Below are 23,750 nucleotides of genomic sequence, written 5' to 3'. Positions count from 1 at the left end.
AGCCTCTACTTCCTCAGCTGTGGCTTGCTCTTCAGCGGTCTCACTCGGCTGTTCATTCACCGTGGCTTGTTCTCGTTCCTCATTGTCTACTTGTGGCATCCTCCATCACCTCCATGATGTACTCCATTGTTGTCTGTATTGCATTGCAAATCCATGATTGTTGAAATGATGGATTGACGTGCATACCTTATCAGTCCTCATCGTTATGTGTCCGGTTTCGGGTTCATTCCTTCACTTATCTATGGGAGGACATCGTCTCTTAGACTGCAATGAATGGCAATAACCCCTCAAGTGAAGTTGACAATATTGTAGACCTACATCGCGTCTGGGGCAAGGGGAAGCGGGCTTCCATTTTCTAATAATATTTAATTCGATTTGCTGCAGGGGAAGGTTCAAAGGGTGAATTTGCACGAATAGCCGATGCTACCCAGCAACTTTTCGATCAAGTGCCGGATAGCATCGGGACATAAGAGGTGTGTTGTTCATTGGAGCTGATAACGACATGCTATGATATTTCTTTTGCCCATTGATGGAGCGTGTTGTCGCTTGGCAGCATCCAAGTCAGGAGGCCGATTAAGGGGAGGAATCCACACACGATCATTACAGCTTCAATACCCCATGTATCAATGAAATAACCAAGTGCCAATGCGCCAATCCCGCCCATTCCGAAGGCAAATCCCGTAATTAGCCCCGATACGGTTCCGATGTTGCCGGGATGCAGCAGCTGCGCGTAGATGACGGTAACCGAGAAGCTAGATAGGAGGATGAATCCTGTAATCGCGAGCACAACACCAGCCCAGAACAGCGGCAGATAAGGCAGTACAAGGGCAAGGGGAGCAGTGCCGAGCATCGATGCTAGAATGAGATTGCGTCTTCCAAAACGATCTGCAAGCGGGCCGCCGAAGAATGTTCCCACTGCCCCTGCTCCGAGGAATAAGAAAATATAAATTTGCGCATCATCGAGCGTCAAATGATAGGCTTCCATCAAGTAAAACGAATAATAGCTGCCGATGGCGGCAGTGTACCAAGAACGCGCGAAGACGAGCACAACTAAAATAATTGTAGCGGATTGAATACGGCTTCGCTTCGATGGATCCATCGTGCGTGCCTGGTGCCGCTTCTTGAATGCATAACCGCTATCGAGCATCGCTCGATACCAGCGTGCAATATAGGTTTGTACCGCGATACCTGCCCCTGCAACAAATGTAAATACGAGCGCGCCTGATTGCCCGAAGGGGATGAATATCCACTTGGTCAGCATCGGTGCAAGGGATTGCCCTGCATTGCCGCCAACTTGGAAGATGGATTGAGCCAGCCCTTTGCGGGCGCCGGCAGCCATATGGGCTACTCTCATCCCTTCTGGATGGAAGGCGGCTGATCCGAAGCCGACGAGCACAACGGCAAGCAGCACCAGAATATAATTCGGTGCATAGGCAAGCAGCAATACACCAGCGAAGGTGAAGCACATGCCGATAGGAAGCAGTGCAGGTGTTGGTCTGCGATCCGCAGCATACCCAACCACAGGCTGAAGCAGGGAGGCAGTCACGTTAATCGCAAAGGAGATCCAACCGATCTGGGCATATGTAAGATTCATCGATGACTTGAGGATAGGGAAGATTGCTGGAATAACAGCCTGAATCGAATCATTGAACAAGTGAACGAAGCTGATCGCAAGCAGAATGCGGAATATGGTGTCCGCTTGAAGATGTGCTTTTGGCTCCAAGCTTGGGGACTCCGTTCGTGATGGCGAATGTCCCTGTGAGGATGCTGCAATAGATGATGAAGATGATTTGTTGTCCATGGAAGAACTCCTTTCCTGAGGCGAATCCATAGCAGAGCAGGGATCGACATTGGAAATCAGGCGAAAGAGCTGCCTTGTCGGCTCAGCCGGTGGTTCATAGTTCTAATAAGATGAAGTTTCAAAGGTGAGAGAAAATCTATTTCTAAGGTGAACGATTGTCATAAGGATGGAATGATGTAACGATAATCGTTTTTGATCATTGTTGCAATATAGAAAATGGCCCTTATCTTGGAGAAAATTAGAAAATATCTCGCAAGACAGAGCCATATCTTAGATTTTCACAAAGAACAGTAGATGTGCAGCGATTGCGATAATCGGCAATGTAATTAACGTACGGAGCAGGAAAATAATAAATAGATCCTTCATATTAACAGGCAGCTTGGAGCCTAACAGCAATCCACCTACCTCAGACATATAGATGAGCTGCGTGACGGATAGAGCGGCAATGACGAACCGGGTCATCTCACTCTCGATGCCGGAACCCAGCACCGTAGGCAGGAACATGTCCGCGAATCCAACCAATATCGTCTGCGAAGCCGCCGCTGCTTCGGGGAGTCCCAGCAGCTGCAAAATTGGGATGAACGGTGCGCCGAGCCATTGGAAGATTGGGGTATACTCTGCAATGGCTACGGCGATGGTGCCGATGGCCATAACAACGGGAATCACGCCAATCCATAGGTCAATCGTATTTTTACAGCCTTCCCGCATGAAGGAACCGGCTCCTTCATGTTGTCGTGCCTTGCTTACCGCTTGACGAAGTCCCCATTGCCAAGGACTCCATGCAGATGGGATCGATTCATCCTCTGCTGGGGTTGCGCCTGGCGCATACGTGTCTGGCTTGCGCGACAACGGCGGTATGCGCGGCATAATGATGGCTGCGATCATGCCAGCTAATGTGACCGTCACATAGAACGGAAGAAACATATGCGCCAGGTTCACGTTGCTTAAAACGATGAAGCTGAAGGTTATAGATACAGCTGTGAAGGTTGTGCCGATTACGGCAGCTTCACGCTTCGTATAGTACCCAGCCTCGTACTGTTTGCTTGTCATCATGACTCCGATTGTACCGTCGCCAAGCCATGATGCCATGCAGTTGATGGAGGAACGGCCCGGCAAGGTGAAGATAGGCCGCATAATCTTGGTCATAAGCGTACCGAAAAATTCAAGCAGTCCGAAATCAACCAACAGCGGCAGGAGCAGGCCAGCAAGCATAAATACGACGAACAAGCCTGGAATCAAGCTCGTAAGCAGCATGCCTCCAGTATGCTCCGACCATATCCATTCAGGTCCAATCTGGAAATAGGTGATGAAGGCAAATATCATGCCTACCGTCCGTGCGGCGAACCAGAAGGGAGAGATGGCGAACAGTGCCTTCCATAACGGCAGTTGCAGCAGATTAGCTGGCTTCCGCAAGTAAGTATAAGCCGTCCCCAGCCACGCCAATACAATGATGACTGTGGCGGCAAGCGGGAGCCACGGCGCAAGCCATTGTCCGATGAGCTTGGCCAGAAATGCAATGGGTACGGTCACTTCACCATTCCATGGAATCGGAATGACGAAGAGAAACAATCCGAGCAAGGATGGAATTGCGAAATGCAGCAGTCCACCCATATTCAATTGCTGGGAATGCAAGGGATCTTGCTGATTGTTGTCGTTCTTAGCTATCATGTATGAATAAGTCTCCTTGGAGTGCGGTATATTTATGCAACATCGTTTACTTTAATACAAATAGAGTTGAATTCCAAGAGTTGAATGGTTAGCAAAAAGTGACAATAAAATAAGGTGCAGCACACCTGTATTTTCTATGTTTTGATAATCTCTTCTAAGTCATTCATTGCGAGGTATACCTAGGAGTCAACAGAGCAGTTCTTGACTTCATTCGGTTCGTGCGAAATACTTGATGCATCGGCTGCTTCTATGTATGAAGCAGATCAGGGAGGAGTACGAGCATGTATGTTGTAGAGCTAAGCTATACGAAGCCGATGAGCGATGTGGATGTACATTTGGATGCCCACCGTGCCTTTTTGGACGAGCATTATGTGAGAGGTGTATTTCTGCTGTCCGGGCCGAAGGAGCCTCGTACAGGCGGAATTATCGTAGTGGATGCGCAGACAGAGGAGGAAGCACGCTCATATATCGAGCAGGATCCTTTCTTTGTACATCACGTGGCTGAATATCACTATATTGCCTTTCGTCCTACGAAGGCAGATCCGAGCCTGCAAGCACGCTTATTTCAGAAATAAGGCGGTTAAGCAAGGCTGATGATACTAAAAAAGCGAGACCGTTCGCCTTATTCGGCAGTCTCGCTTCATTTATGTACAGCTTATCCTTCTGCATGCTGTGTACGAACTTGTCTCTGATACGTCTTCCACATGGCCTCACCGGTACATAAGCCAACAGCCACGAATGTACCCAGATTATTAGTAAGATGACCCAAAACCGCACCTAATGCGATTCCGGAATATAACCAAAATGCTCTCTTCGATTTCAATGCGCTCCAAGTCCAAGTGTTCTTTTCATTTTGCTTCTTCATCATTTGTTTCAACGTCCCCTCGATTGATTTGATACCCTTATTCTATAGGCATCTATACGTCCATTCCTTAAATTCCGGTTGAAAAGTACCTTTTGTCGGCTGAAAGGAGCAATAGGAGGGGGGAATGGAAACATTTTTGAAATAACGAACAGCGGAGCAGAAGAGCAGAAGCGCTGAGCTGCATAGGCTATAGTAAAAGCACGAGCTGCAGGTATTCCGTATAATTATCGCTTAGGAAGGCGACGAGTTCATTACACGAGTTAATCCGGATGGAGCACGGCGAAGATCATGCTCGATGAAAACTGCCGTGAATATCAAGTAGATTAAGCCAAGTTGATTTCTTGCTACGACTACGCTATGCTATCGATAAAGACGGGAATTACGGCTGCTGGACGAATCGGAGCCGTAATTGCAAGAAGCCCAAGGATTAAAATACCTGGGCTTCTTTGCGCCGTAGCACACCGGTTGAAAAACTTTTTTTCAAAAACCATTTGTATTACTCCGTCTCGAAAGAAAAAGTTATTATCTAGCTAAGCTTGACTTGGCATATCCTTTGTGTCAGTTTTTTCCCAAGTAGTCTCAACTTTAACTCCAATAGGGACACCAAAAATGTCTGCTCCTACTAAATACGTACCATCAACAATAAGGTGAGCAGTATCACCACTTACCCACGATCTATCTTTTAATTGAGTATAGGAAAGTCCAATTTGGATGCCAGTTAAATAAGAGCTAACATCATAAATTCTGCTCATGTACCCATTCCCTTTTCTATCAAAACTGACATCATACTTATACTCGATGTTTTTATAAGAAAACGTTCCTCCCAATAAAGCTGCATACCATTTGACATGTCCAGTATATAATGGAGATGACCCCAAAGTATTAATGTCTCCATTGTCTCCATTTGTTTGTTCAGATTTTAAAATATCAATAAATGCTTCGAGTTCTTCTACAGAATTGAATTTCATTCTTTCCGAAGAGTCAGTAAAGTTTAAGGATTCTGAATCAGGGAAGAAAATTTCAACATCGCCGTCAAACTTTTTTTCAATAGCCTTCAATTGTTCTTTCTGGTCGAACGTTAAAACGTTTTTTCCTTCTTCCGCAAAAGCAGAACTTGCCAGTGAAAAAATCAGTACTAGTGAAAAAAACAATGAAGTAATTTTTTTAGACATGTAATACCCTCCTAATTTTTTTGTTTTATATGTAAATTTCAATGGTGTGCGAGATAAATTTCTAATTAAGGAGATTGTAGAATGAGGAAAAGTAAATTTATTTTTGTTGTTGTTAGCTTGATCTTGCCTTTTCTTTTATTACTAATTGGAAGTAATGGCAAACAATTAGGATTTCCGGTTCCCTTTGTTTTTTATGGTCCAAAAGAGCCGTTAAGTCATGCAAGTGAAGTTTTTTTATGGAGAAATGCAGTTGAATGTTCATGGAGACTTGATTTATATGCTGTAAATGTCTTTATTGTGTATGGCATTCTACTTTTAGTTCGATATACAGTTAAACAGGTGTTAGGTCGCCTACGCTAAAATGCGCAAATTTATCCACTGGATACTTACCATTTCATCACTATTTGTTATTTGTTCCTTATATTTACAAACAAGTATACAATGAGTTGTTGGTTTTTTAATAAATCCAATAAAAGGCAACTAAAAAAGAAAAAAGAGCACTTTCGAGTGCTCTTACCATGGATGTGTCCCTCCAACATTCCCCGACAACTGGATCATCTCAATGAGGACAGTGCACAAGAGACTGCTGTATAGCATTGCCTTTAAACGTTTCATATGAACCCCTCCAATTTATGTTCTTTAGCTGCGCTGCGTTTGTAATACTTCTTCATTTTTTCTAAGGTGCGAATAGACAGGGTAACGTTTTGTTGCAGGTGACTACACACGATTTGGTTGATGCATTCTTTTTCTTGATCCGTATCATTCACTCTCGAGAAATGGAACGCACCTTCCAGGCATTCGGATATTCCTTGATCAAGGTCGCCAATGGTAATAAAGTATTCAGCTCGGTGATAATAATATTCGGCTAGCTGCGAGATGATGTTGGGGTTATTTGTTCTGATGGATTGTAGACATATTGGGTATGCAAGCAATTGTTCCGCTTTATCTAATTGGTTGTCCTGCAAATATAATAACATTAATTGATTAATAGCATGAAGAGCATCATCCTGATTGCACGTTTCCAGAAAGGAAGTAAGCTGTTCGATGGAAACAGCAGAGTTTCCCTTTTTGGCGTTTAGCAATGCTCCCATAAGGACTGAATTTACCTTGATGTGGGGGTAATTATATTGCGTGTAAAGATGTGAGTAGTATTCAGACTTATCATAGTCCTCAATATAGAAATAGGAATCCTGCAATATGCCAAGCGCATTGATGTAATACCAATTGTCTGCATCTGCTTCTTGAAGAACATGAAGACAGAGATCAATGCTTTGCCGGTATAAAAATAAATTGAACGCATGAACAGCCAATTTGTAGTACAAAGTGATTCTATCTTCGATGCCTAAGAAGTTCGCATATTGCACAATATGCTTACCGCTTTCATAAACGTTCCGAAGTCGGGTAAAATCGTCTCGTTCAATCAGGTAGACCTGATATAACCCTCTTGCTAAGAATGGCATAATGCCATGGTCGCGAGAATAGTCTACGATCAGTTGATACAGAGTCAATCGCATCGTCTTCAGTTCCACAGTGGTGCTGAAGTCATATAACTGTTCGACTAGAGTGTAGCTATCGTCGCTTGTCGATGCCAGAAATGCGGCTCCAACGGTACGCACAAGTGCGGCGTTCTCCCCCTGTTGGAGCACATCTTTCAGCACACGTAGGAGGGGTTCTGCCCGCCTCTCAACAGTGACGTATAGTTCGATGAACTCTTTTAACGGAACGTTCAACGCACGGGCCAGCGGCTGGATAGTCGCATATTCGGGTCGCCTGACCTCGCCGTTTTCGATTTTGGATATTGTGGCTTTATGTATACCTGTCAATGTTGTTAATTGGGACAACGCCATGCCTTGCTTGTGTCTGTACGTGTGGATGAGTTCACCTATGGACAATATTTGTACCATCCAATAAGACACCTTCTCTCATTTTTCGATAATTTATGATCAATATTATTCTAACATGGGAGAAACAGGAATTTGATAGACGAGAAAATACGCAACAATAGGACTGCGAATGTATGAACCGCTTCAAGTGTCACGTTATCGAATGAAGAATAATAAACGATTCGTTCTACTTCGATGACGAGCGCATATAATCCAGATTATATACTCGATTTCACCACCTCACATGTGACAGTAAGGCATCTGCCATAACGATTCGCAGGATCCATGTAAACGAAGTGGCGGCTGCATGTGAAGCCGCAGGTAGATGTAGTGCGGGGGTGAGAGGAGTTAACAGATCTCTTTCAGGAAGCGCTTACAAAAAATAATAACAATGTGCCCATACTCATATTCCACTATTTAATCTGCGGTTGGAACAGGGCATCTACGAATGAGGCTGATACGAAATATGGAATTAGGCGTTCATCCAGAAGTATGGCAAATCGGCATGCTGGAGCTTACCCTGCGTGTCATCACTGCCGTTGTGCTGGGCGGAGCAATCGGATTGGAGCGCGAATTTGGGGAGCATGCGGCTGGATTCCGTACGCATATTCTCGTTTGTCTTGGTTCTGCGCTCATTATGATGTTGTCGAGTTACGGCTTTTCAAGCTTTATTTATGAAACGAATGTACGCATGGATCCTGCCCGGCTAGCAGCTCAAGTGATTAGTGGGATCGGATTTCTTGGTGCGGGAACGATACTTAGGACGGGCATGACCGTATCAGGACTGACGACTGCCGCCTCTTTATGGGTAGTTGCCGCGATAGGCTTGGCGGTTGGAGCAGGCTTCTACTATGGAGCGCTACTGACCGCATTTACAGCATTTTTCAGCTTATTCATGTTGAACAAGCTGGAGAAGAAATTCTCGCGCTTCTCGAAATCTGCCTCTGTAAGGCAGCTTGCACTTGTTATTGCGGATGGACCGCGTCATATCGGGAAGGTTCTATTTATTTTGAAGGAACAGAACATTGCCATATCGGACATTTCCATTGAACCTGTGGAACGAGGAGCGGAGGCTAGAGTAACCGCCTATCCACCATTAGAGGACTCAAATGAACTAGATAGCCATTGCCGTGTGCTGCTGCAGGTAACCTTGAAATGCCGTACATGGCATATCGATAAGCTGCTGGAGAAGCTGCTTTCTGAGCCGTGCGTGAGGGCTGTGAAGCATTTTGGCATCGATGAATAGACCGCGGAGAAGAGCAGATGGGGTCTTAGCGACTTGTTCGAACGCAAGCAGGAGGGTCAATCTGTGGAAGAGCAATCTAAGTAAGAATTGCATCACTTACAGACAGCACAGCCCCAGAGCGTGTACTCCTCTGGGGCTGTGCTGTTCATGTTGCTGTTCGAGTAGAAAGTCGCCGTATATTTCTCGGGAAATAGTGGTTTTCCTGTCGGACAAGCTCATTATGCGTCGTAACGCTTGCTGCGATATACAATCAATGTAATGATAATCGCTGCAGCCATCCAGATGGAGATGATGCCAGTGTGGATTAAAATGGATGAAATTCCTTGTCCATCCCATAGTTTCTCGGCTGCTGCTGACAATTGAGATGTTGGCAAATAATCCACAATCGTATTTACTAGGCTGCTATTAAAGATAGACTTGAACATTGGCCCCATTAAGAAGATGATCATCAGCGGCATACCTACAAAGGAAGTTTCCATCATCGTACGGGAAAGCAAACCGGTAAGAGTTCCGAATGCTACATACATGATCAGACTTGGTACAATCAGCATAACAAGACCGACAAGCGGAAGACCTGGTGTATTTGCAATCAGAAATGTTGCGACAAGCGCACATACGGTCAAGAATACGGAGATTGCGCTCTTGCCCAGCAATACTTCGAGCGGCTTGGCAGGGGACAGCATCAGTACGCGCAGCGTATGCTTCTCCTTCTCTTCCGCAACGATCATAGATTGAACAAATAAACAGGTCATGAGCAGCGCCATATTAACTGGCATCATCAGAAGAGTGGCGCCATCACCGGCTTCTCCTTTGCTGAACATAAAAGCGAAAATAAGCGGCAAAGCGGCAGTGATTAAAAGCATTTGATTCTTCAGAGCGTCTTTCCATTCTTTCTGAATCATTGCAGATACACGATTTATCGAAAATGTCATTGTAATACGCCTCCAGTCACTTTAATGAAAATATCGCTTAATGTCGGTTCGTTCGAATGGATCGATACTAGCTTGCCGGAAGTCATCCAGTCATGAATGCGCTTGGCTCCACTCTCGTCGCGCTCAACGGTGTGGGTTCCGTCTGTTGTAACAACCGTAATGCCATGATCCATATGGGCTATCCGCAGCTGCTGCGGTGTATCCATGGCAGCAATGCATCCATTATGGAGGAATGCAATACGATCGCACAGCAATTCTGCTTCTTCCATGTCATGTGTCGTCAGGAAAATGGTTGTACCCATGCGGTTCAGTTCGCGTAGCGCCTCATGAATTCGTTTCGTATTTGTTGGATCAAGAGCAGATGTCGGTTCATCTAAGAACAAAATATCGGGCTTATGGAGCAAGGCGCGTGCGAGTGTTACCCGCTGCTTCATCCCTTTGGACAACTGTTTAACAGCCGTTTTGCGTTCATTCGTTAAGTTAACCTGCTCCAGCGCTTCCTGTACTCGGCTCGTTGGCACATTATACAACTTGCAGAACAATACAAGATTGTCTTCAATGGTGAGCCGATCGTACAAGGTACTGTTATCCGTTAATATGCCGATGCGAGATAGATGCTGCTGGCGTTCCGAATCCTTCATCTTTGCGATGTCTACGCCAAATACGCGGGCTGTGCCTGACGTAGGAAGCAGTTGACCAGTCAGTATCTTAACGGTTGTCGTCTTGCCGGAGCCGCTAGGTCCCAGAAATCCGAAGATTTCACCGCGTTCAATTGTGAAGTCAATTGGCTTGATGGCTTGCTTATTGCCGAATGTCTTGGTCATTGCTCTCACTTCGATAATTGGTTCCATGTGAGTCACCCTCGCTTTATATAAATGATATTGTGTACGATGTGAATGCCGGAGCCGCTATTATTCGCTTGCGGCTGAGTCGGCTCATTGCTGCGTTGCTGTCCCTGTCGACATCCTTATCGTATCGCGAAAGGGTGATCACCACCTCAAAAACCCCGCGAAGAGAGTGCTCCAGAGGTTGAATGGAGCATTTCGCGGGGGGAATGGAACCAATGAGAGAGTGGATAATACAGCTTTTCCTGATGAATGGCGCAGATGATGAATTATCCGATCCCCATAATGGCCTTCATTTCTTCATATTTATTCTTGGAGAGTGGTACCTTGCTCTTATTCTCATCATCGAGCACAAGGCTGTAGCTGTTGCGCGACCAAATAATGACCTCGCGTACACGCTGCAGGTTGACCAAGTAAGAACGGTGGCAGCGGAAAAATCCGAATGCCTTAAGCTTGCGCTCCAGTTCCATCAGCGTCATTGTACAGGGGAGGGAACCCGAATGCATATGAAGCTGGGAAGCCCCGTCTTGGCTTTCAATATAATTCAGTTCCAGTGGATCGATAAGCACGATTTTGTCTTCGATGCGCGCTGGAATCTTATCGAAGCTGATTTGAGGGACGAAGCGTTGTCCAGCTGCAGCGGATTCAGGCTCATCCTCTTCGTTCTCAGCGGCTTGTATTGTGGACTTCTTGTCCTTAGTTGATGGTTTTGATGGTTGGCTGCTAACATCTTTATTTAGAGACTCCGTCGTTCTGGTGCCTTCTTGTCCACCATCTTCAGCTTCCGCCACGAACACCTGCTGTTCAGCATCGCTTGTATGCCCATGCGCTTCAAATATCTCGACTTCCTGAAGTGTTCCTGCTACAGGCACCTCATCCTCAATAATAACGGACTTGAAGCCCGATGGTGTTAAGCGAACGACATGATTGGTCATCGTAAGCGCGCTTTCTAAGGAAGGTACGGTCATGAAGATTGAAGCGCCTTCTTCGCACATAGTGTTGATCCATTGCCGAAGCAGGTAGCTGCTCTCTAAGTCCATGTGGAATTCGGGATCCTCGATGACGATTAGTTCCGGACGATGTGCGGCGGCTCTTGCCAAGTGGAATCGGCGCTGCTCAGATAGCGTACATTTGCCAAGCGGCGTATTCACGCACTCATGTAGACTGGTTAGCTTCAATAGCTGCTCAAGTCGATCTTTATGGTAGGCTCCATACATCTTCATATAGAAGATAAGGGCATCCTTCGGTGTTAATCGCTCGTAGAGGGGATCGCCCTGCCGAATCCAGCCGATTTTGGTGGCGAGTGAGGCAGAAGAGAGTGGCACTCCACGCCAGGTTACACTGCCGGCAGAGGGCTTAGCGCGATTCATAAGCAGATCGATAATTAACTGTCCCGTAATATGGTTGCTTTGCACTGCAGTGCATTGTCCGGGATGTATTTGTACGCTCAGCGCGTCTAAAAGAGTGGAATTGCCCTTCGTCACATATAACTTATCAATAATAAGTCCTTCCCCGTAGGGGGGTTCCTGCGCGTTCATACGCGAACCTCCAATCAGTATGCCTATTCATTGGTGTGAGTTAGATCATATAGGTAAATGATATATCGAGAACCTAGATTTGGGTAGATGCTAACCTGACTAACGATGTATTTACCCTTCTATGGTAAGAAACCCCTCAAAGGGGATTTGTATTAATGTTCGGATTTTACCTGTCTAACTATCTACTATAATGGAATGAAATGATATTTAAAAATAATTTACGAACATTGGGCGTAAACAGCGTTGACTTGTTCGCCAAATTCCGATACAATAAGGTTGTTCCCACAGAAGTGGGTGGCAAGGATTGATTGGCCATTTTTTGTTTATCCTGTTCGTATATCCCAGAGATAAGGTCTAGGGGTCTCTACCAGGAGCCGTAAATTCCTGACTACGAGTAGGTATGCTTTGGCATACCTGAACGTAACGGGATATTTTTTTTGCCCAAAATGGGTGTAGGCTCATCGGATAGAAGAGAAATAGACCGAGACATCGTGAGCATCGAGGAGGAAACAATGAGTAAATATGATGTAATTGTTGTAGGAGCAGGTCCGGCCGGTATTTTCACTTGTTATGAATTATCTTTGAAGGCACCGCAATTGAAGGTTTTGCTTGTAGATAAGGGACATGATATTTATCGCCGCAACTGTCCGATTTTGGAGGAGAAGATTCAGAAGTGTCCTCCAGCGGCAGGGAAGAAGGACTTTGCTGGCTGTCTTCCAGCTTGTTCGATTACGAACGGCTTCGGTGGAGCAGGGGCATATAGTGATGGGAAATTTAACGTAACTACAGAGTTCGGAGGTTGGCTGACAGACTTCTTGCCAGCTTCGCAAGTACTGGACTTGATTAAATATGTAGATGCAATCAACTTGGAGCACGGAGCGACGACGGACATTACCGATCCAACGACAGAAACGGTTCGCCGTATTGAGCAGCTTGGATATTCTGCTGGCTTGAAGCTGCTTCGCGCACAAGTTCGACATCTGGGCACTGAGCAGAACTTGGAGATTTTGAAATCCATTTATGAATATTTGAAGACTCGTATCGATATGGCCTATAAGACCGAAGTAGCGGATCTGATTACAGAGAAGCAGGATGGACGCCATATTGTGAAGGGGATTGAACTGAAGAGCGGCGAGAAGCATGAAGCGGATCAAGTGGTCATCGTACCAGGACGTGACGGTTCTGCGTGGCTGACGGAGATATTGAAGAAGCGCCGCTTGAAAATGTACAACAACCAAGTGGATGTTGGGGTGCGTGTGGAGACATCGGATATCGTCATGCGCGAAATCAACGAGCACCTGTATGAAGGGAAATTCGTGTTCAACACGTCTGTCGGCACACAAGTGCGTACCTTCTGCAGCAATCCATCTGGCCATGTCGTGGTCGAGAACCACAGTGGGATCATGTGTGCCAACGGGCACTCCTACAAGGATCCGAAGCTTGGTTCTGCGAATACGAACTTTGCATTGCTTGTCTCGCACAAGTTCACGGAACCGTTCGACAAGCCGAATGAATACGCTCGTGAAATCTGCAAGCGTGCGAATGATTTGTCCGGAGGTGGGATTATCGTTCAGAAGTATGGGGATATCATTCGAGGTCGCCGTTCTACAGAGAAGCGCATCGAAGAAGGATTCTTGGAGCCTACCTTGAAAGAAGCTGTTGCTGGAGATTTAGGTCTTGTTCTTCCGTATAATACGATGAAGAGTCTTATCGAAATGGTTGAAGCGCTTGATCGCGTAACACCAGGCATCGCTTCTGAACATACGTTATTCTATGGGGTAGAGGCGAAATTCTACTCCGCTCGCCCGAAGCTGGACACGACGTTGGAATCCGAAATTGATGGCTTATACTGCGGTGGAGACGGCGCGGGCATTACGCGTGGACTCGCACAAGCGGGTGCTGCAGGTGTACACATTGCACGGAGCATTGTTGCTAAGCGCGGCGCATAATTTCACATTGCAGGTCAACAACATATACAGCTTATGGCCAGTGAGTCGATTGTGCGACTTACTGGCTTTTTTGCGTAGATCGGTCATGCACGGGGTTATACGCAAAATGGACAATATTTGAAGGGTACTTTGTGATAAATTGCACAACATCGGATTTGGGGCTCCGTTACAATGAATTTGCAACCTGTTCAGCTGACATTCCAACTGGAATTATTCGTACTGAGTAGGTGCGGATGGGGTGTGGGTCTTGGAAATGATGGGGCTTGCATCTGAATAATCATAAGCAGGAGGTTATATCGATGTCAGGTTATTTGAAGCCGCAGCAAATTGCGGAAGCGACAGTAGATACCGGAACGATTAAGGCGAAGAACCCATTGTCCGCCATGATGATTCTAGGATTCCTTGCCGGCGCATTTATTGCGCTTGGTTATCTCTTATATATACGTGTAACAGCTGGAGCGCCTGCGGAATGGGGAAGCATCAACAGCTTAATCGGAGCGGCACTGTTCCCGGTCGGTCTTATTCTTACCTTACTAGCAGGCGGTGAGCTGCTGACAGGGAACATGATGGCCGTACCACTTGCTCGGATGAAGGGACGTATATCGACCACGGAGGCTATTCGCAATATTGTCGTCATTACGATTGCCAACTTCTTAGGAGCGCTGTTTGTGGCATACTTCTTCGGTCATGTGGTTGGTTTGACTGGCTCCGGTGTTTATTTGCAGAAGACAGTAGATGTTGCTGCGCATAAGCTAGACGATAGTTTCATTCAAGCCTTTGTCAGTGGGATTGGCTGCAACTGGTTAGTTGCACTTGCGGTATGGCTCTCCTATGGAGCGAAGAGCTTCAGCGGGAAGATCATGGGGATATGGTTCCCAACGATGGCATTCGTTGCGATTGGTTTCCAGCACGTTGTAGCAAATATGTTCGTAATTCCGGCTGCGATCTTTGAGGGTCATTTTAGCTGGGGACAATATATGACGAACTTCGTACCGGTATGGCTAGGTAACTTGGTTGGAGGAGTCGTGTTCGTTGCAGGGGCTTACTATATGGTATATTTGCGTTCGCAGCAAGATCAGAAGCAGGCAGCTGAAGCAGGTGTATCATCAAACGTATCAACGAATATGCAGGGAGCGGGAAATTCAAGCAAGGTGGCCTCGTCAGGAAGTGCAAGTGCACCTGTCCATTAGAGGTATTGGGATTAGAGAATGCCAAGTGATGTTGAAAAAGAAGATAGGTAAGGTCTAGTCCATCGAGGCTCGGCCTTTTTTGCGTCATCGATATGACGTTTTTTTCATAGGAATTCACGGGCTTGTCACTTTCGCAGGGGATAGATGTGGTAAACTACGGGTGACAAATTTATTTCTGCATTTCGCATTCTATAAAAAGATACCGATACCTCGCTGTATCTGTAAGCGTATCCAACTAACTCGTGGGGAGGGATCTGGCTGTGAAGTTGCATTTTACGGGCAGTATCGAACATGTATTACCAGGGATTCTCGAATTGAAGTCATTATTGAAGGTGGAAGTGGGGACAGAAGGCACTACAGTCCGCGTAGAGCAGGGAGAGGGATCGCTTCGTGCCGCATGGGATGGTACAGAAGGCTTGATCCGCTATGAGTCGGATATTCATTTCTTCCGTGCACTGGGCTTGTTCGTTGAGCAACTGCGCAAGGGGCAGCCATTCGATATTACAGAGCATCCGCAATTCACGTATAACGGAACGATGATTGATGCATCTCGGAACGCAGTTCCGAATGTACATATGATGAAGCAGACGCTGCGCTCAATGGCGTTAATGGGCTTGAACGGCGCAATGATATATACCGAAGATACGTATGAGGTTCCAGGTCGTCCGTATTTTGGCTACATGCGCGGACGCTATACCGCGGAGGAACTCTATGAGATTGACCAGTATGCCGCGTTATTCGGAATTGAGGTAGTGGCATGCATCCAGACACTTGGTCACTTGGCGCAGGCGCTGAAGTGGGACTATGCGAATGAGATGAAAGATACGGAGGACGTCCTTCTTGTAGGAGAAGAGGACACCTATCGACTCATTGAGGATATGATTGTAGCGTCAACGAAGCCGCTGCGTTCCAAGCGCATTCACATCGGGATGGATGAGGCGTTCGGGCTTGGTCTAGGTAAATATATGCACAAGCATGGCTTCCGCGAACGGTTCGATATTATGAACGAGCATTTGGCGCGTGTATTGGGAATTACGAGCAAGCATGGCCTTACGCCGATGATGTGGAGTGATATGTACTTCCACCTGCTTATGAAAAACGGCGGTCACTATTATGATCTCGACATTAACTTCTCGAATGAAGTTGTTAACCAAATTCCGAAGGGCGTACAATTCGTCTACTGGGATTACTACCATGATGATCAAGGCTTCTATGAGGAATTTATCGAGAAGCATCGCCAACTGGGCTCTGATCCGGTATTCGCTGGCGGCGTCTGGGTATGGGGTGCGATGAGTCCGAACTACGGGAAGACGTGGCAGAATACGAATCCCGCGCTGCTTGCCTGCAAGTCGAAGGGCATTAAGGAAGTGTTCGCGACAGCATGGGGCGACAACGGGCAGGAGACGAATCATATGACAATTCTGCCAGGCTTGCAATTGTTCGCTGAGCATGGCTATACCGAAGGGGAAGTCGATGAAGCGAAGATGAAGGAACGCTTCCAGCTGTGCACCGGACAGAGCTTCGATGATTACTGGCAGCTCACTTACTTGGATGAGACACCGGGTGTAACGAAGAACAACATGCACGGTTCGAACGGTTCGAAGTTCCTGTTGTTCCAAGACACATTGATCGGGTTGTTTGATATCTATTTGACAGAAGAGCTGGAGTCGCAACTGCCGAAGCATTACAGTGAGCTTGCTGGACGCCTCGTGGCTGCACGTGACAATACCGCAGGAGATCATGCGCTCGTGTTTGATATGTATGCGAAGTTGTCCAAGGCTGTTGGCGCAAAGTCGATGCTTGGCGTGCAGGTCACGCGCGCGTACCAGAATGGTGATAAGGATGAGCTTCGCCGCATTGCAGCTGATGTCATTCCGTCCGTTCGTCCGCTGGTCGATGAAGCGCGCAAGGCGCATCGTGCATTATGGATGGCGACAAGCAAGCCATTCGGCTGGGAAGTGCTCGACAGCCGCTATGGTACCGTGCTTGCACGGCTGCAGTCGGCGGAAGATCGGATTCTCGACTTCGTGGAAGGCCGCGTAGATCGCTTGGAGGAGCTTGATGCAGAACGTCTGCCATTCTACAGTGATGATCCAGTGGCGGGGGATCGCGTAGCGCATCAGCCGTTCTTCCATCGCATGGTGACGGGTACCGTGTTCTCGGCAATCTAATGTCGTCAGGCAGCGAAGTCAATGGGATTCAAATACCTTATCGTGCTTGCAGGAGACATGTGCAAGGTTCGATGGCAAGCACGATGCTGCTACAGCGAACTATGGTAATAGTCTGCTGTATACAGCAGCGAGGGGGCCCGGTCGGTTACGACCCGGGTTTTCTTGTTGTTGCGGTGCTAGGCATGATCGAGCTTCACCTTTTATACTATGTGAAATCGGATGATGGAAGATATCTGCTGCAAAGGAGATGCTAGCTTGGCTATATACGCCCTCCTGCTAGTTATTGCTTCAGCCTTCGCGCATGCAGCTTGGAATATGTTCGCGAAGCGGAGCATTCATAAGGAATCCTTTTTATTTTGCTTACATGGGTTGGCAACCGTCGTGTTCATGCCATTCTTCATCCATGATCTTGTGATCATGCACTGGACTTGGACGAATGGCTTGCTGCTTGTTGTGTCCTTACTGCTGCAAGGGATATATCTTTGGCTCGTATCCAAGGCCTATCAGATTGGGGATCTGTCCAAGGTATACCCGATGATGCGTGGAACGGCCGCACTCATTGTGCCAATTGTTAGTGTGGCGCTATACCAAGAGAGCCTGTCTCTTGTTGGCTGGCTCGGCTGGCTGCTCATTGTTGGAGGCTTGTTCGCACTTAGCGGCATGTTCTCCTCGAAGGAGCCGCGTGACAGGACATGGTGGCTTACCTTGGCAATTACGACGACGGTAGGATTGTGTACGGCCAGCTATACGCTGACGGATAAGATGGTGGTGCAGTTCTTCAGCCCCTTGGGTCTGATTCAAATTTCGAACTTAGGTGCGCTCCTATTCTTAGCGCCTTCTGTCCTAAGAACGAAGCGGCTGCGCGAGGAATGGCGCATCAATTGGCGCACGATTGTGCTTGGCTCCGTCGTCTCGCCAGGCTCCTATTTGCTGTTCTTGTTCGCGATGACGCTTGGTCCGCTTGCACACTTGGCGCCCATTCGTGAATTCAGCATTGTGATCGGGACATTGCTAGGCATCGTTGTGTTGAAGGAACAGCAAGGCTGGACGAGAATTGCGACTTCGGGGGTCGTAGCAGTCGGTATGGCCTTGATCAGCATGTGGGGATAGCGGGAACCTTCCTGTTAGATGTTCAGCACGACTCGCTTGTACCTTATTTGTTTAAATGAGGGAATGTATACGATAAGCCCAAAAAAGCGCCCGCCCTCAATGATCGTCTGTATGCAGCAGGTCAGTTGAGACAGCGGGCGCTCTATGTTCCCGAGGGACTCTCGTGTTAATTAACAATCTTATATTTATCGTTCGTCAGCTCGAAAATTTTCTTAATGCCTGATGTAACGTACACCTTATGATCTGTAGTAATGAAGATGGCTTCAATATTCGGATCTGCCTCGACGAACTTCAACCCCTTCTCTACACCGAGTGCGAATAAAGAGGTAGACAGCGCATCGGCATCCGTCGAATTGTTTGTCACAATCGTTACACTGCTAAGACCATTGTCAACCGGATACCCGTTAGCAGGGTCAAGAATGTGGTGGTAGTGTTTGCCGTTCTCCACAAAGTAACGCTCATAGACGCCTGATGTAACAATCGTCTTATCAGTTACCCTCATCTTGCCGATTTGGTTGCCGCGAGATTCATCCGGGTCTTGGACGCCAATGGTCCAGTCGGAACCGCCAGGCTTCGGTCCAACGGCAAAAATATTGCCGCCAAGGTCAATAATGGCGCTAGGGAAGCCGTTCGTGCGCAAGTAGTCAGCAATACGGTCTGCAGCGTAGCCTTTGCCGATACTGCCCATATCCAGCTCCATGCCTTCACGGTTCAGCTTAATTTCATGCTTGTCCGGGTTGAGCGTAACATCCTTATAATCAACCAGCTTCAAGGTTTCTGCGAGTTTTTTCGCATCCGGCACTTTCGCATTCTCATGGCCAATATTCCATAAGTCCACGATTGGGCCGACGGTTGGATCGAATCGCCCTTCGGTACGCTTCGCGTAATCGAGCGACTTGGCAATCAGATCATAGGATTCCGGCGTAACCGCGACAGCTTGCTTGCCGGATGCAGCATGGATCTTCGCCAGTTCACTCGTGTCCTTCGTACGGTTCAGGCGGGAGTCGATTTCTTTTAACAGGTTCTCGATATCTTTGAATTGTTTTTGATCCGCTCGCTCATCATAAATCTTGACGGTAACGATCGTATCAAAAATAAAGTAGGATTGCTGCTTAATGGTGGATTTCTGGCTTGCAGTATCGCTCGTTCCAGATTCATCTTTACTGCTGCCGCAACCACTCAAAATAAGGGCGCAAGCAGAGAACAGAACGATGGCACTGCGAAGCAGGCTGCGTGAACGTATCATAAGGCGATTCCTCCATATATATGTGTAATGAAATAGACAGGATTTGAACATCCTTGTATTAAGGAAATAGGCTCGTAACCAAGCATTTTATTATAGCAGTTCCCCAAAAAGTTGCAAACCAAGCATATCACAGAAATGCAGTCTATCACGTGCATATTCCGCTGAAGTTCACGGTTATGACATGGACGAACATTGAACCTTCTTTCACGAAGAGGTATAATAAAAATAGCTTCAAAATTAAAATGTAACCCGAGGAGTCAACAAGATGAAACGTGGAGATCTGATTCTCATCGGAGTCATTATTGTCGCGGCGCTCGCATTTCTTGTGCCGAAGTGGTTCTTTCAAAACGAAAGTGAAAATTTGCACAATTCCAAGGTGGTCGCTCATATTTCCGTAGATGGGAAACCTTATAAACAAGTGGAATTAACCGAGGAAGAACAAACTATTCGTGTCGAAACCGATCATGGCTTCAACCTATTGAAGGTACATGATAAGGGGATCGAAATGATTGATGCCGATTGCTCCGACAAGGTGTGTCTGTCGTTCGGCTTCGTATCGAGACCGAATGATACAATCGTATGCTTGCCTCATCGCGTGCTTGTCGAGCTGTTCAGCGAGGGCGATGCTGGCCAGGAGAGTGACATCGATGCCGTCGTACAATAATACGAATCGTATTGCCGTGTCCAAACAGTCCGAAGCGTTGAAGAAGGCGGTCATTATCGCCATATTCAGCGCTGTTGCTGTTGTTCTCGGCTTCGTAGAGGCCATGCTTCCGGTGCAGACGATTCTGCCTATCCCGGGGGCGAAGCTCGGATTAGCCAATGTAATGATCTTGGCATGCTTATATTTCTTGAACGGAAGGGACGCATTGACGCTTGTCATCTTGAAGACATTGCTCATGACGCTCATGCTGGGAACCTTCTCCGCCTTCCTATTCAGCTTCTTAGGATCTTTGTTCAGCTTCATGGTGATGTACATCATCTTGAAAATTGGCCGCGATAACGTCAGCCTGATAGGTATTAGCGTCGTAGGCGGCGCCGCGCACAACGCCGGTCAGCTGACTGCGGCGTATATTGTGTTTGGTACAGCAAATATTTTCTACTACTTACCGGTCTTGCTTATTACGGGTGTTGTAACAGGCATCTTTATCGGCATCGCGGTGAAATACATTGTCGCAGCACTGGCGAAGCTGCCGCTGTTCGACTCGCTTGCTCCGCAGATTGGAGTGGCGCATGGCAAGGAGACAAGTGCTGATAGTGCCGCTAATGTTACTGCTGCTGTTGCGGGCACTGCCAATGATGCTGGTACTGCCAATGCCAGTTCTGCATATGAAAATGCGGTGTTTATGGAGAACATCCATTTCCAATATCCGCACCGCTCTCCGCTATTCCATGGGATATCGCTTCAAGTTCCGCGGGGGCAATGGGTATCTGTTATTGGGCCTAACGGCTCGGGCAAGTCGACACTGTTGAAGCTTATCAATGGATTGTTCACTCCGCATGCTGGTCATATTTATGTCAACGGGGAGCACCTCAATGAAGAGAGCGTTGCAGATATTCGCCGCCAAGTCGGGTTTCTGTTCCAGAACCCAGACAATCAGTTCTTCGCAACAACGGTGCGCGATGATATTGCGTTCGGCATGGAGAACCGCCAACTACCGCTTGCTGACATGGAACGCCGACTTGAGCAGGTAGCAGATGAGTACCGTGTGCGGGAATGGCTCGATCGGCATCCCGCGGAGCTGTCGGGGGGACAGAAACAGCGTGTGGCGATCGCAGGTATGATGGTACTGAATCCAGACATTTTGATATTCGATGAAGCGACCTCGATGCTGGATGAGCGCTCGAAGCGGGAGCTGACAGCTCAGCTTCAAAGCTTGCATGCGTCTGGGCGCTACACGATTCTATCGGTTACGCATGATGCAGAGGAAATACTCGCTTCGGATCGGGTTATTGTTGTTAAGGACGGAACGATAGCGGCGGATCTAACGCCATCTGAACTGTTCGCAGACGAAGCACTCATGAAGGAGTGCCGCTTGCAAGCGCCATTTACCCTCCAATTGGCGAAGGCGCTGCAAGCAAGAGGCATGGACGTGCCGGATACGAATGACGAGAGAGAGCTGGTGAATGCACTATGGCGATCATAACTGCGGAACGGGTCACGTATCGCTATCAAGGGCAAGGGGCGCATGGTGTCCCCGCACTAGATGAATTGAATGTCGCGTTCGAGCAAGGACAATTCATCGCGCTTCTCGGTTCAACCGGCTCGGGCAAATCAACCTTGCTTCAGCATTTGAACGGGATCTTGCAGCCGACTTCAGGAAGCTTGAAGGTAATGGAGTTCACCTTCCAAGGAGGCACGCCAGAGCGCGGCTTGAAGGAGCTTAGGCGCCGTGTTGGGCTTGTCTTTCAATTTCCGGAGCAGCAGCTGTTCGAGGAAACGGTGGAGCGGGATGTACTGTTCGGCCCCTTGCAGTTTGGACAGAGCGAGGAGGAGGCGAAGGCATCCGCTCGCAAGGCAATGATGCAGGTAGGTCTGCCTGAATCGCTGCTGCAGGTCAGTCCATTTGAGCTGAGCGGCGGACAGATTCGCAAGGTAGCGATTGCGACCGTACTCGCCTCGAATCCTGAGATTGTCGTACTTGATGAGCCAACGGCTACCCTTGATCCGGTGAGCAGAGCAGAGCTCATTGCGCTGCTGCATAAGCTCTGCAAGGAAGAGGGCAAGACGATCATTATGGTAACGCATCGTCTGGATGAGCTGTTTGCCTATGCAGATTCGTTCGCCTTAATGAAGGATGGGCAAGTGACCTTTCAAGGCACGCGTTCGCAGCTCGTGACGCAGCCGGAACGACTAGGGGAGGCAGGGATTCTTCTGCCTGCAACGATGCGTCTAGCAGCACTTGTTATGGAGCGATCAGGTGTGCCAATGGATCAGCTTCCTTGCTCGGTAGAGGGCTGGACGGAATGGCTCGCTGCCAAGATTGCAGACGTGGGGCTCGAAGGAAGATCACATTTTGGAAGCAAGCAGTTGGAGCAGCAGGCCGATTCATTGGAGGAGAAGGAGGAGTAGCTTATGCAGGCGAAAATGATGCTCGGCCGCTACGTGGCAGCCGATTCATGGATTCATCGTCTTGATCCGCGTGCCAAGCTGACTGCGATGGTCATCTATCTAGTCGCGGTCATTCTTGCAGAGCGGTTCGCTGAGCTTGCCGCGCTTACGGTGTTCGCGCTGCTCATTATGATAAGCTCACGAATCTCGCTGTACCGCTACTTCCGCGCCTCCCGGCCGCTGTGGCTCATTATGGCCTTCATGTTTATTTTCTATCTTCTATTTGATTCAAGCGGCAGCGCACTTGTACAAGTAGGCGGCTTGAAGATTACGACAGGCGGCGTTACTTATGGGGCATATGCTGTATGGAGAATGGCGCTGCTCGTGACGCTGACTGCGATATTAACGTTCACGACAGCACCCGTTGAACTGAATCTAGGTCTTGAGCGCGTACTTAAGCCAATTCGGTTCGTAGGAGGCTCTCCGCAGCGCTGGTCGATGATGATAGGGATATCGCTGCGCTTCATTCCAACCATATTCGAGGAAGCGGAGAAGGTTATGAAGGCGCAGGCTTCAAGAGGAGCGGATTATGCGGATTTGTCCTTCACCCAGAAGGGCAAGCTGGTTATGACATTAATGGTGCCAGTCATCGTGAGTGCCTTCCGCCGTGCGGAGGAACTGGTACAGGCGATGGAGGCGCGTGGCTATGTACTGAATGCACCGCGTACGTCGCTGCGTCAATTGAAATGGAAGCAGGCAGATACGTTGTTCATGGCTTTATTTATAGCAATGTTAGTACTTGTTCTATTATGGTAGAAGATCAGCGCAATTCGTTGCTTTTCTCTAAGAAAGAGGGGGCAGCAGCGGACTGCGCGTATTTATTGTATATATTGTGAAAATAGTCACAATAACAATTTAAATATGTTATATTTAGAATATAAATATTTGGTTATTCGTAAGAACGCAAGGCGATACCTTAGAAGTGACTACTGAAACGAATGGACTTGGGGGAGAGCGACTGTGGCTAGATATTTTAATGGGAAAGAAATTGAATTGTTGGCACCTGCCGGAACGTTTGACAT

The 23,750-nt window shown here is 47.6% G+C and carries 20 protein-coding genes and 1 riboswitch; of the genes, 11 read left to right on the top strand and 9 right to left on the bottom strand.

Features of this window, described 5'->3' with window-relative positions; translation table 11 throughout:
- Positions 1-505: 505 nt before the first annotated feature.
- Both AZ66_RS12965 and AZ66_RS12960 read right to left on the bottom strand, forming a co-directional pair.
- A complete protein-coding gene (locus tag AZ66_RS12965; protein WP_021257278.1) occupies positions 506-1,801 on the bottom strand; it encodes an MFS transporter in 1,296 nt (431 codons plus the stop codon).
- A 270-nt stretch (positions 1,802-2,071) separates the two neighbouring features.
- Positions 2,072-3,469: a YjiH family protein gene (locus tag AZ66_RS12960; protein WP_156159957.1), complete on the bottom strand. Its 1,398-nt coding sequence runs from the start codon at positions 3,467-3,469 to the stop codon at positions 2,072-2,074.
- A gap of 281 nt (positions 3,470-3,750) precedes the next feature.
- Between AZ66_RS12960 and AZ66_RS12955 the strand changes: the two genes are divergently transcribed.
- A complete protein-coding gene (locus AZ66_RS12955) occupies positions 3,751-4,044 on the top strand; it encodes a YciI family protein (protein ID WP_044355242.1) in 294 nt (97 codons plus the stop codon).
- A gap of 80 nt (positions 4,045-4,124) precedes the next feature.
- On the opposite strand, the gene AZ66_RS12950 is transcribed toward AZ66_RS12955, so the two are convergent.
- Positions 4,125-4,337, bottom strand: coding sequence for a hypothetical protein (locus tag AZ66_RS12950; RefSeq protein WP_044355241.1), 213 nt, complete (start codon positions 4,335-4,337; stop codon positions 4,125-4,127).
- Between the two features lie 527 nt (positions 4,338-4,864).
- On the bottom strand, positions 4,865-5,506 hold the full coding sequence (locus tag AZ66_RS12945) for a hypothetical protein (protein ID WP_044355240.1): 642 nt from the start codon (positions 5,504-5,506) through the stop codon (positions 4,865-4,867).
- An 81-nt stretch (positions 5,507-5,587) separates the two neighbouring features.
- On the opposite strand from AZ66_RS12945, the gene AZ66_RS12940 reads away from it, so the two are divergent.
- Entirely contained in the window at positions 5,588-5,866 is a 279-nt protein-coding gene (locus AZ66_RS12940) for a hypothetical protein (protein ID WP_044355239.1), read from the top strand.
- A 251-nt stretch (positions 5,867-6,117) separates the two neighbouring features.
- Here AZ66_RS12940 and AZ66_RS12935 read toward each other — a convergent pair whose 3' ends face one another.
- On the bottom strand, positions 6,118-7,410 hold the full coding sequence (locus AZ66_RS12935) for a helix-turn-helix domain-containing protein (protein ID WP_044355238.1): 1,293 nt from the start codon (positions 7,408-7,410) through the stop codon (positions 6,118-6,120).
- Positions 7,411-7,837: 427 nt separating this feature from the next.
- Here AZ66_RS12935 and AZ66_RS12930 point away from each other — a divergent pair, with 427 nt between their 5' ends.
- Positions 7,838-8,635 carry an MgtC/SapB family protein gene (locus tag AZ66_RS12930; RefSeq protein WP_442950290.1) on the top strand — a complete coding sequence of 266 codons (798 nt, stop codon included), beginning with the start codon at positions 7,838-7,840 and terminating at the stop codon, positions 8,633-8,635.
- Positions 8,636-8,853: 218 nt separating this feature from the next.
- Here the strand turns inward: AZ66_RS12930 and AZ66_RS12925 are convergent, their stop codons facing one another.
- The 3 genes from AZ66_RS12925 to AZ66_RS30565 form a co-directional block, all read right to left on the bottom strand.
- Positions 8,854-9,567 (bottom strand): ABC transporter permease, encoded by a 714-nt coding sequence (locus tag AZ66_RS12925; RefSeq protein ID WP_044355237.1) that lies wholly within the window; start codon positions 9,565-9,567, stop codon positions 8,854-8,856.
- Positions 9,564-10,418 carry an ABC transporter ATP-binding protein gene (locus tag AZ66_RS12920; RefSeq protein WP_021262266.1) on the bottom strand — a complete coding sequence of 285 codons (855 nt, stop codon included), beginning with the start codon at positions 10,416-10,418 and terminating at the stop codon, positions 9,564-9,566. The genes AZ66_RS12925 and AZ66_RS12920 overlap by 4 nt, the downstream gene beginning before the upstream one ends.
- Before the next feature lie 263 nt (positions 10,419-10,681).
- On the bottom strand, positions 10,682-11,950 hold the full coding sequence (locus tag AZ66_RS30565; RefSeq protein ID WP_082061563.1) for a LytTR family transcriptional regulator DNA-binding domain-containing protein: 1,269 nt from the start codon (positions 11,948-11,950) through the stop codon (positions 10,682-10,684).
- Positions 11,951-12,262: 312 nt separating this feature from the next.
- Positions 12,263-12,361: riboswitch (purine riboswitch) on the top strand.
- 101 nt (positions 12,362-12,462) lie between these two features.
- On the opposite strand from AZ66_RS30565, the gene AZ66_RS12910 reads away from it, so the two are divergent.
- From AZ66_RS12910 to AZ66_RS12890, 4 genes are all read left to right on the top strand, one after another.
- Entirely contained in the window at positions 12,463-13,899 is a 1,437-nt protein-coding gene (locus AZ66_RS12910) for an NAD(P)/FAD-dependent oxidoreductase (protein WP_021262264.1), read from the top strand.
- Between the two features lie 299 nt (positions 13,900-14,198).
- Positions 14,199-15,089, top strand: coding sequence for a formate/nitrite transporter family protein (locus AZ66_RS12905; RefSeq protein ID WP_044355236.1), 891 nt, complete (start codon positions 14,199-14,201; stop codon positions 15,087-15,089).
- 260 nt (positions 15,090-15,349) lie between these two features.
- Positions 15,350-17,260, top strand: a complete 1,911-nt coding sequence (locus AZ66_RS12900) for a beta-N-acetylhexosaminidase (protein ID WP_044355235.1) — start codon at positions 15,350-15,352, stop codon at positions 17,258-17,260.
- 255 nt (positions 17,261-17,515) lie between these two features.
- Positions 17,516-18,370, top strand: a complete 855-nt coding sequence (locus tag AZ66_RS12890) for a DMT family transporter (protein WP_044355233.1) — start codon at positions 17,516-17,518, stop codon at positions 18,368-18,370.
- A 166-nt stretch (positions 18,371-18,536) separates the two neighbouring features.
- On the opposite strand, the gene AZ66_RS12885 is transcribed toward AZ66_RS12890, so the two are convergent.
- Positions 18,537-19,616 carry an FAD:protein FMN transferase gene (locus AZ66_RS12885; protein ID WP_044355232.1) on the bottom strand — a complete coding sequence of 360 codons (1,080 nt, stop codon included), beginning with the start codon at positions 19,614-19,616 and terminating at the stop codon, positions 18,537-18,539.
- Positions 19,617-19,881: 265 nt separating this feature from the next.
- Between AZ66_RS12885 and AZ66_RS12880 the strand changes: the two genes are divergently transcribed.
- Genes AZ66_RS12880 through AZ66_RS12865 form a run of 4 tightly spaced genes read left to right on the top strand, consistent with a single transcriptional unit; the run spans position 19,882 to position 23,484 of the window.
- Positions 19,882-20,280, top strand: coding sequence for a NusG domain II-containing protein (locus AZ66_RS12880; protein ID WP_021257263.1), 399 nt, complete (start codon positions 19,882-19,884; stop codon positions 20,278-20,280).
- Positions 20,264-21,763, top strand: coding sequence for an energy-coupling factor transporter ATPase (locus AZ66_RS29805; RefSeq protein WP_052648499.1), 1,500 nt, complete (start codon positions 20,264-20,266; stop codon positions 21,761-21,763). Before AZ66_RS12880 ends, AZ66_RS29805 begins: the two co-directional genes overlap by 17 nt.
- Complete coding sequence (locus AZ66_RS12870) at positions 21,751-22,689, top strand: ATP-binding cassette domain-containing protein (protein WP_044355231.1); 939 nt, start codon at positions 21,751-21,753, stop codon at positions 22,687-22,689. The genes AZ66_RS29805 and AZ66_RS12870 overlap by 13 nt, the downstream gene beginning before the upstream one ends.
- A 3-nt stretch (positions 22,690-22,692) precedes the next feature.
- Positions 22,693-23,484, top strand: a complete 792-nt coding sequence (locus AZ66_RS12865) for an energy-coupling factor transporter transmembrane component T family protein (protein WP_044355230.1) — start codon at positions 22,693-22,695, stop codon at positions 23,482-23,484.
- Positions 23,485-23,750 lie beyond the last annotated feature (266 nt).

Source organism: Paenibacillus sp. E194, assembly GCF_000935845.1.
GTDB lineage: Bacteria > Bacillota > Bacilli > Paenibacillales > Paenibacillaceae > Paenibacillus_B > Paenibacillus_B alvei_B.
The sequence above is the reverse complement of the archived record's forward strand: the minus strand, read 5'-3'. Positions and strand labels throughout refer to the sequence as shown.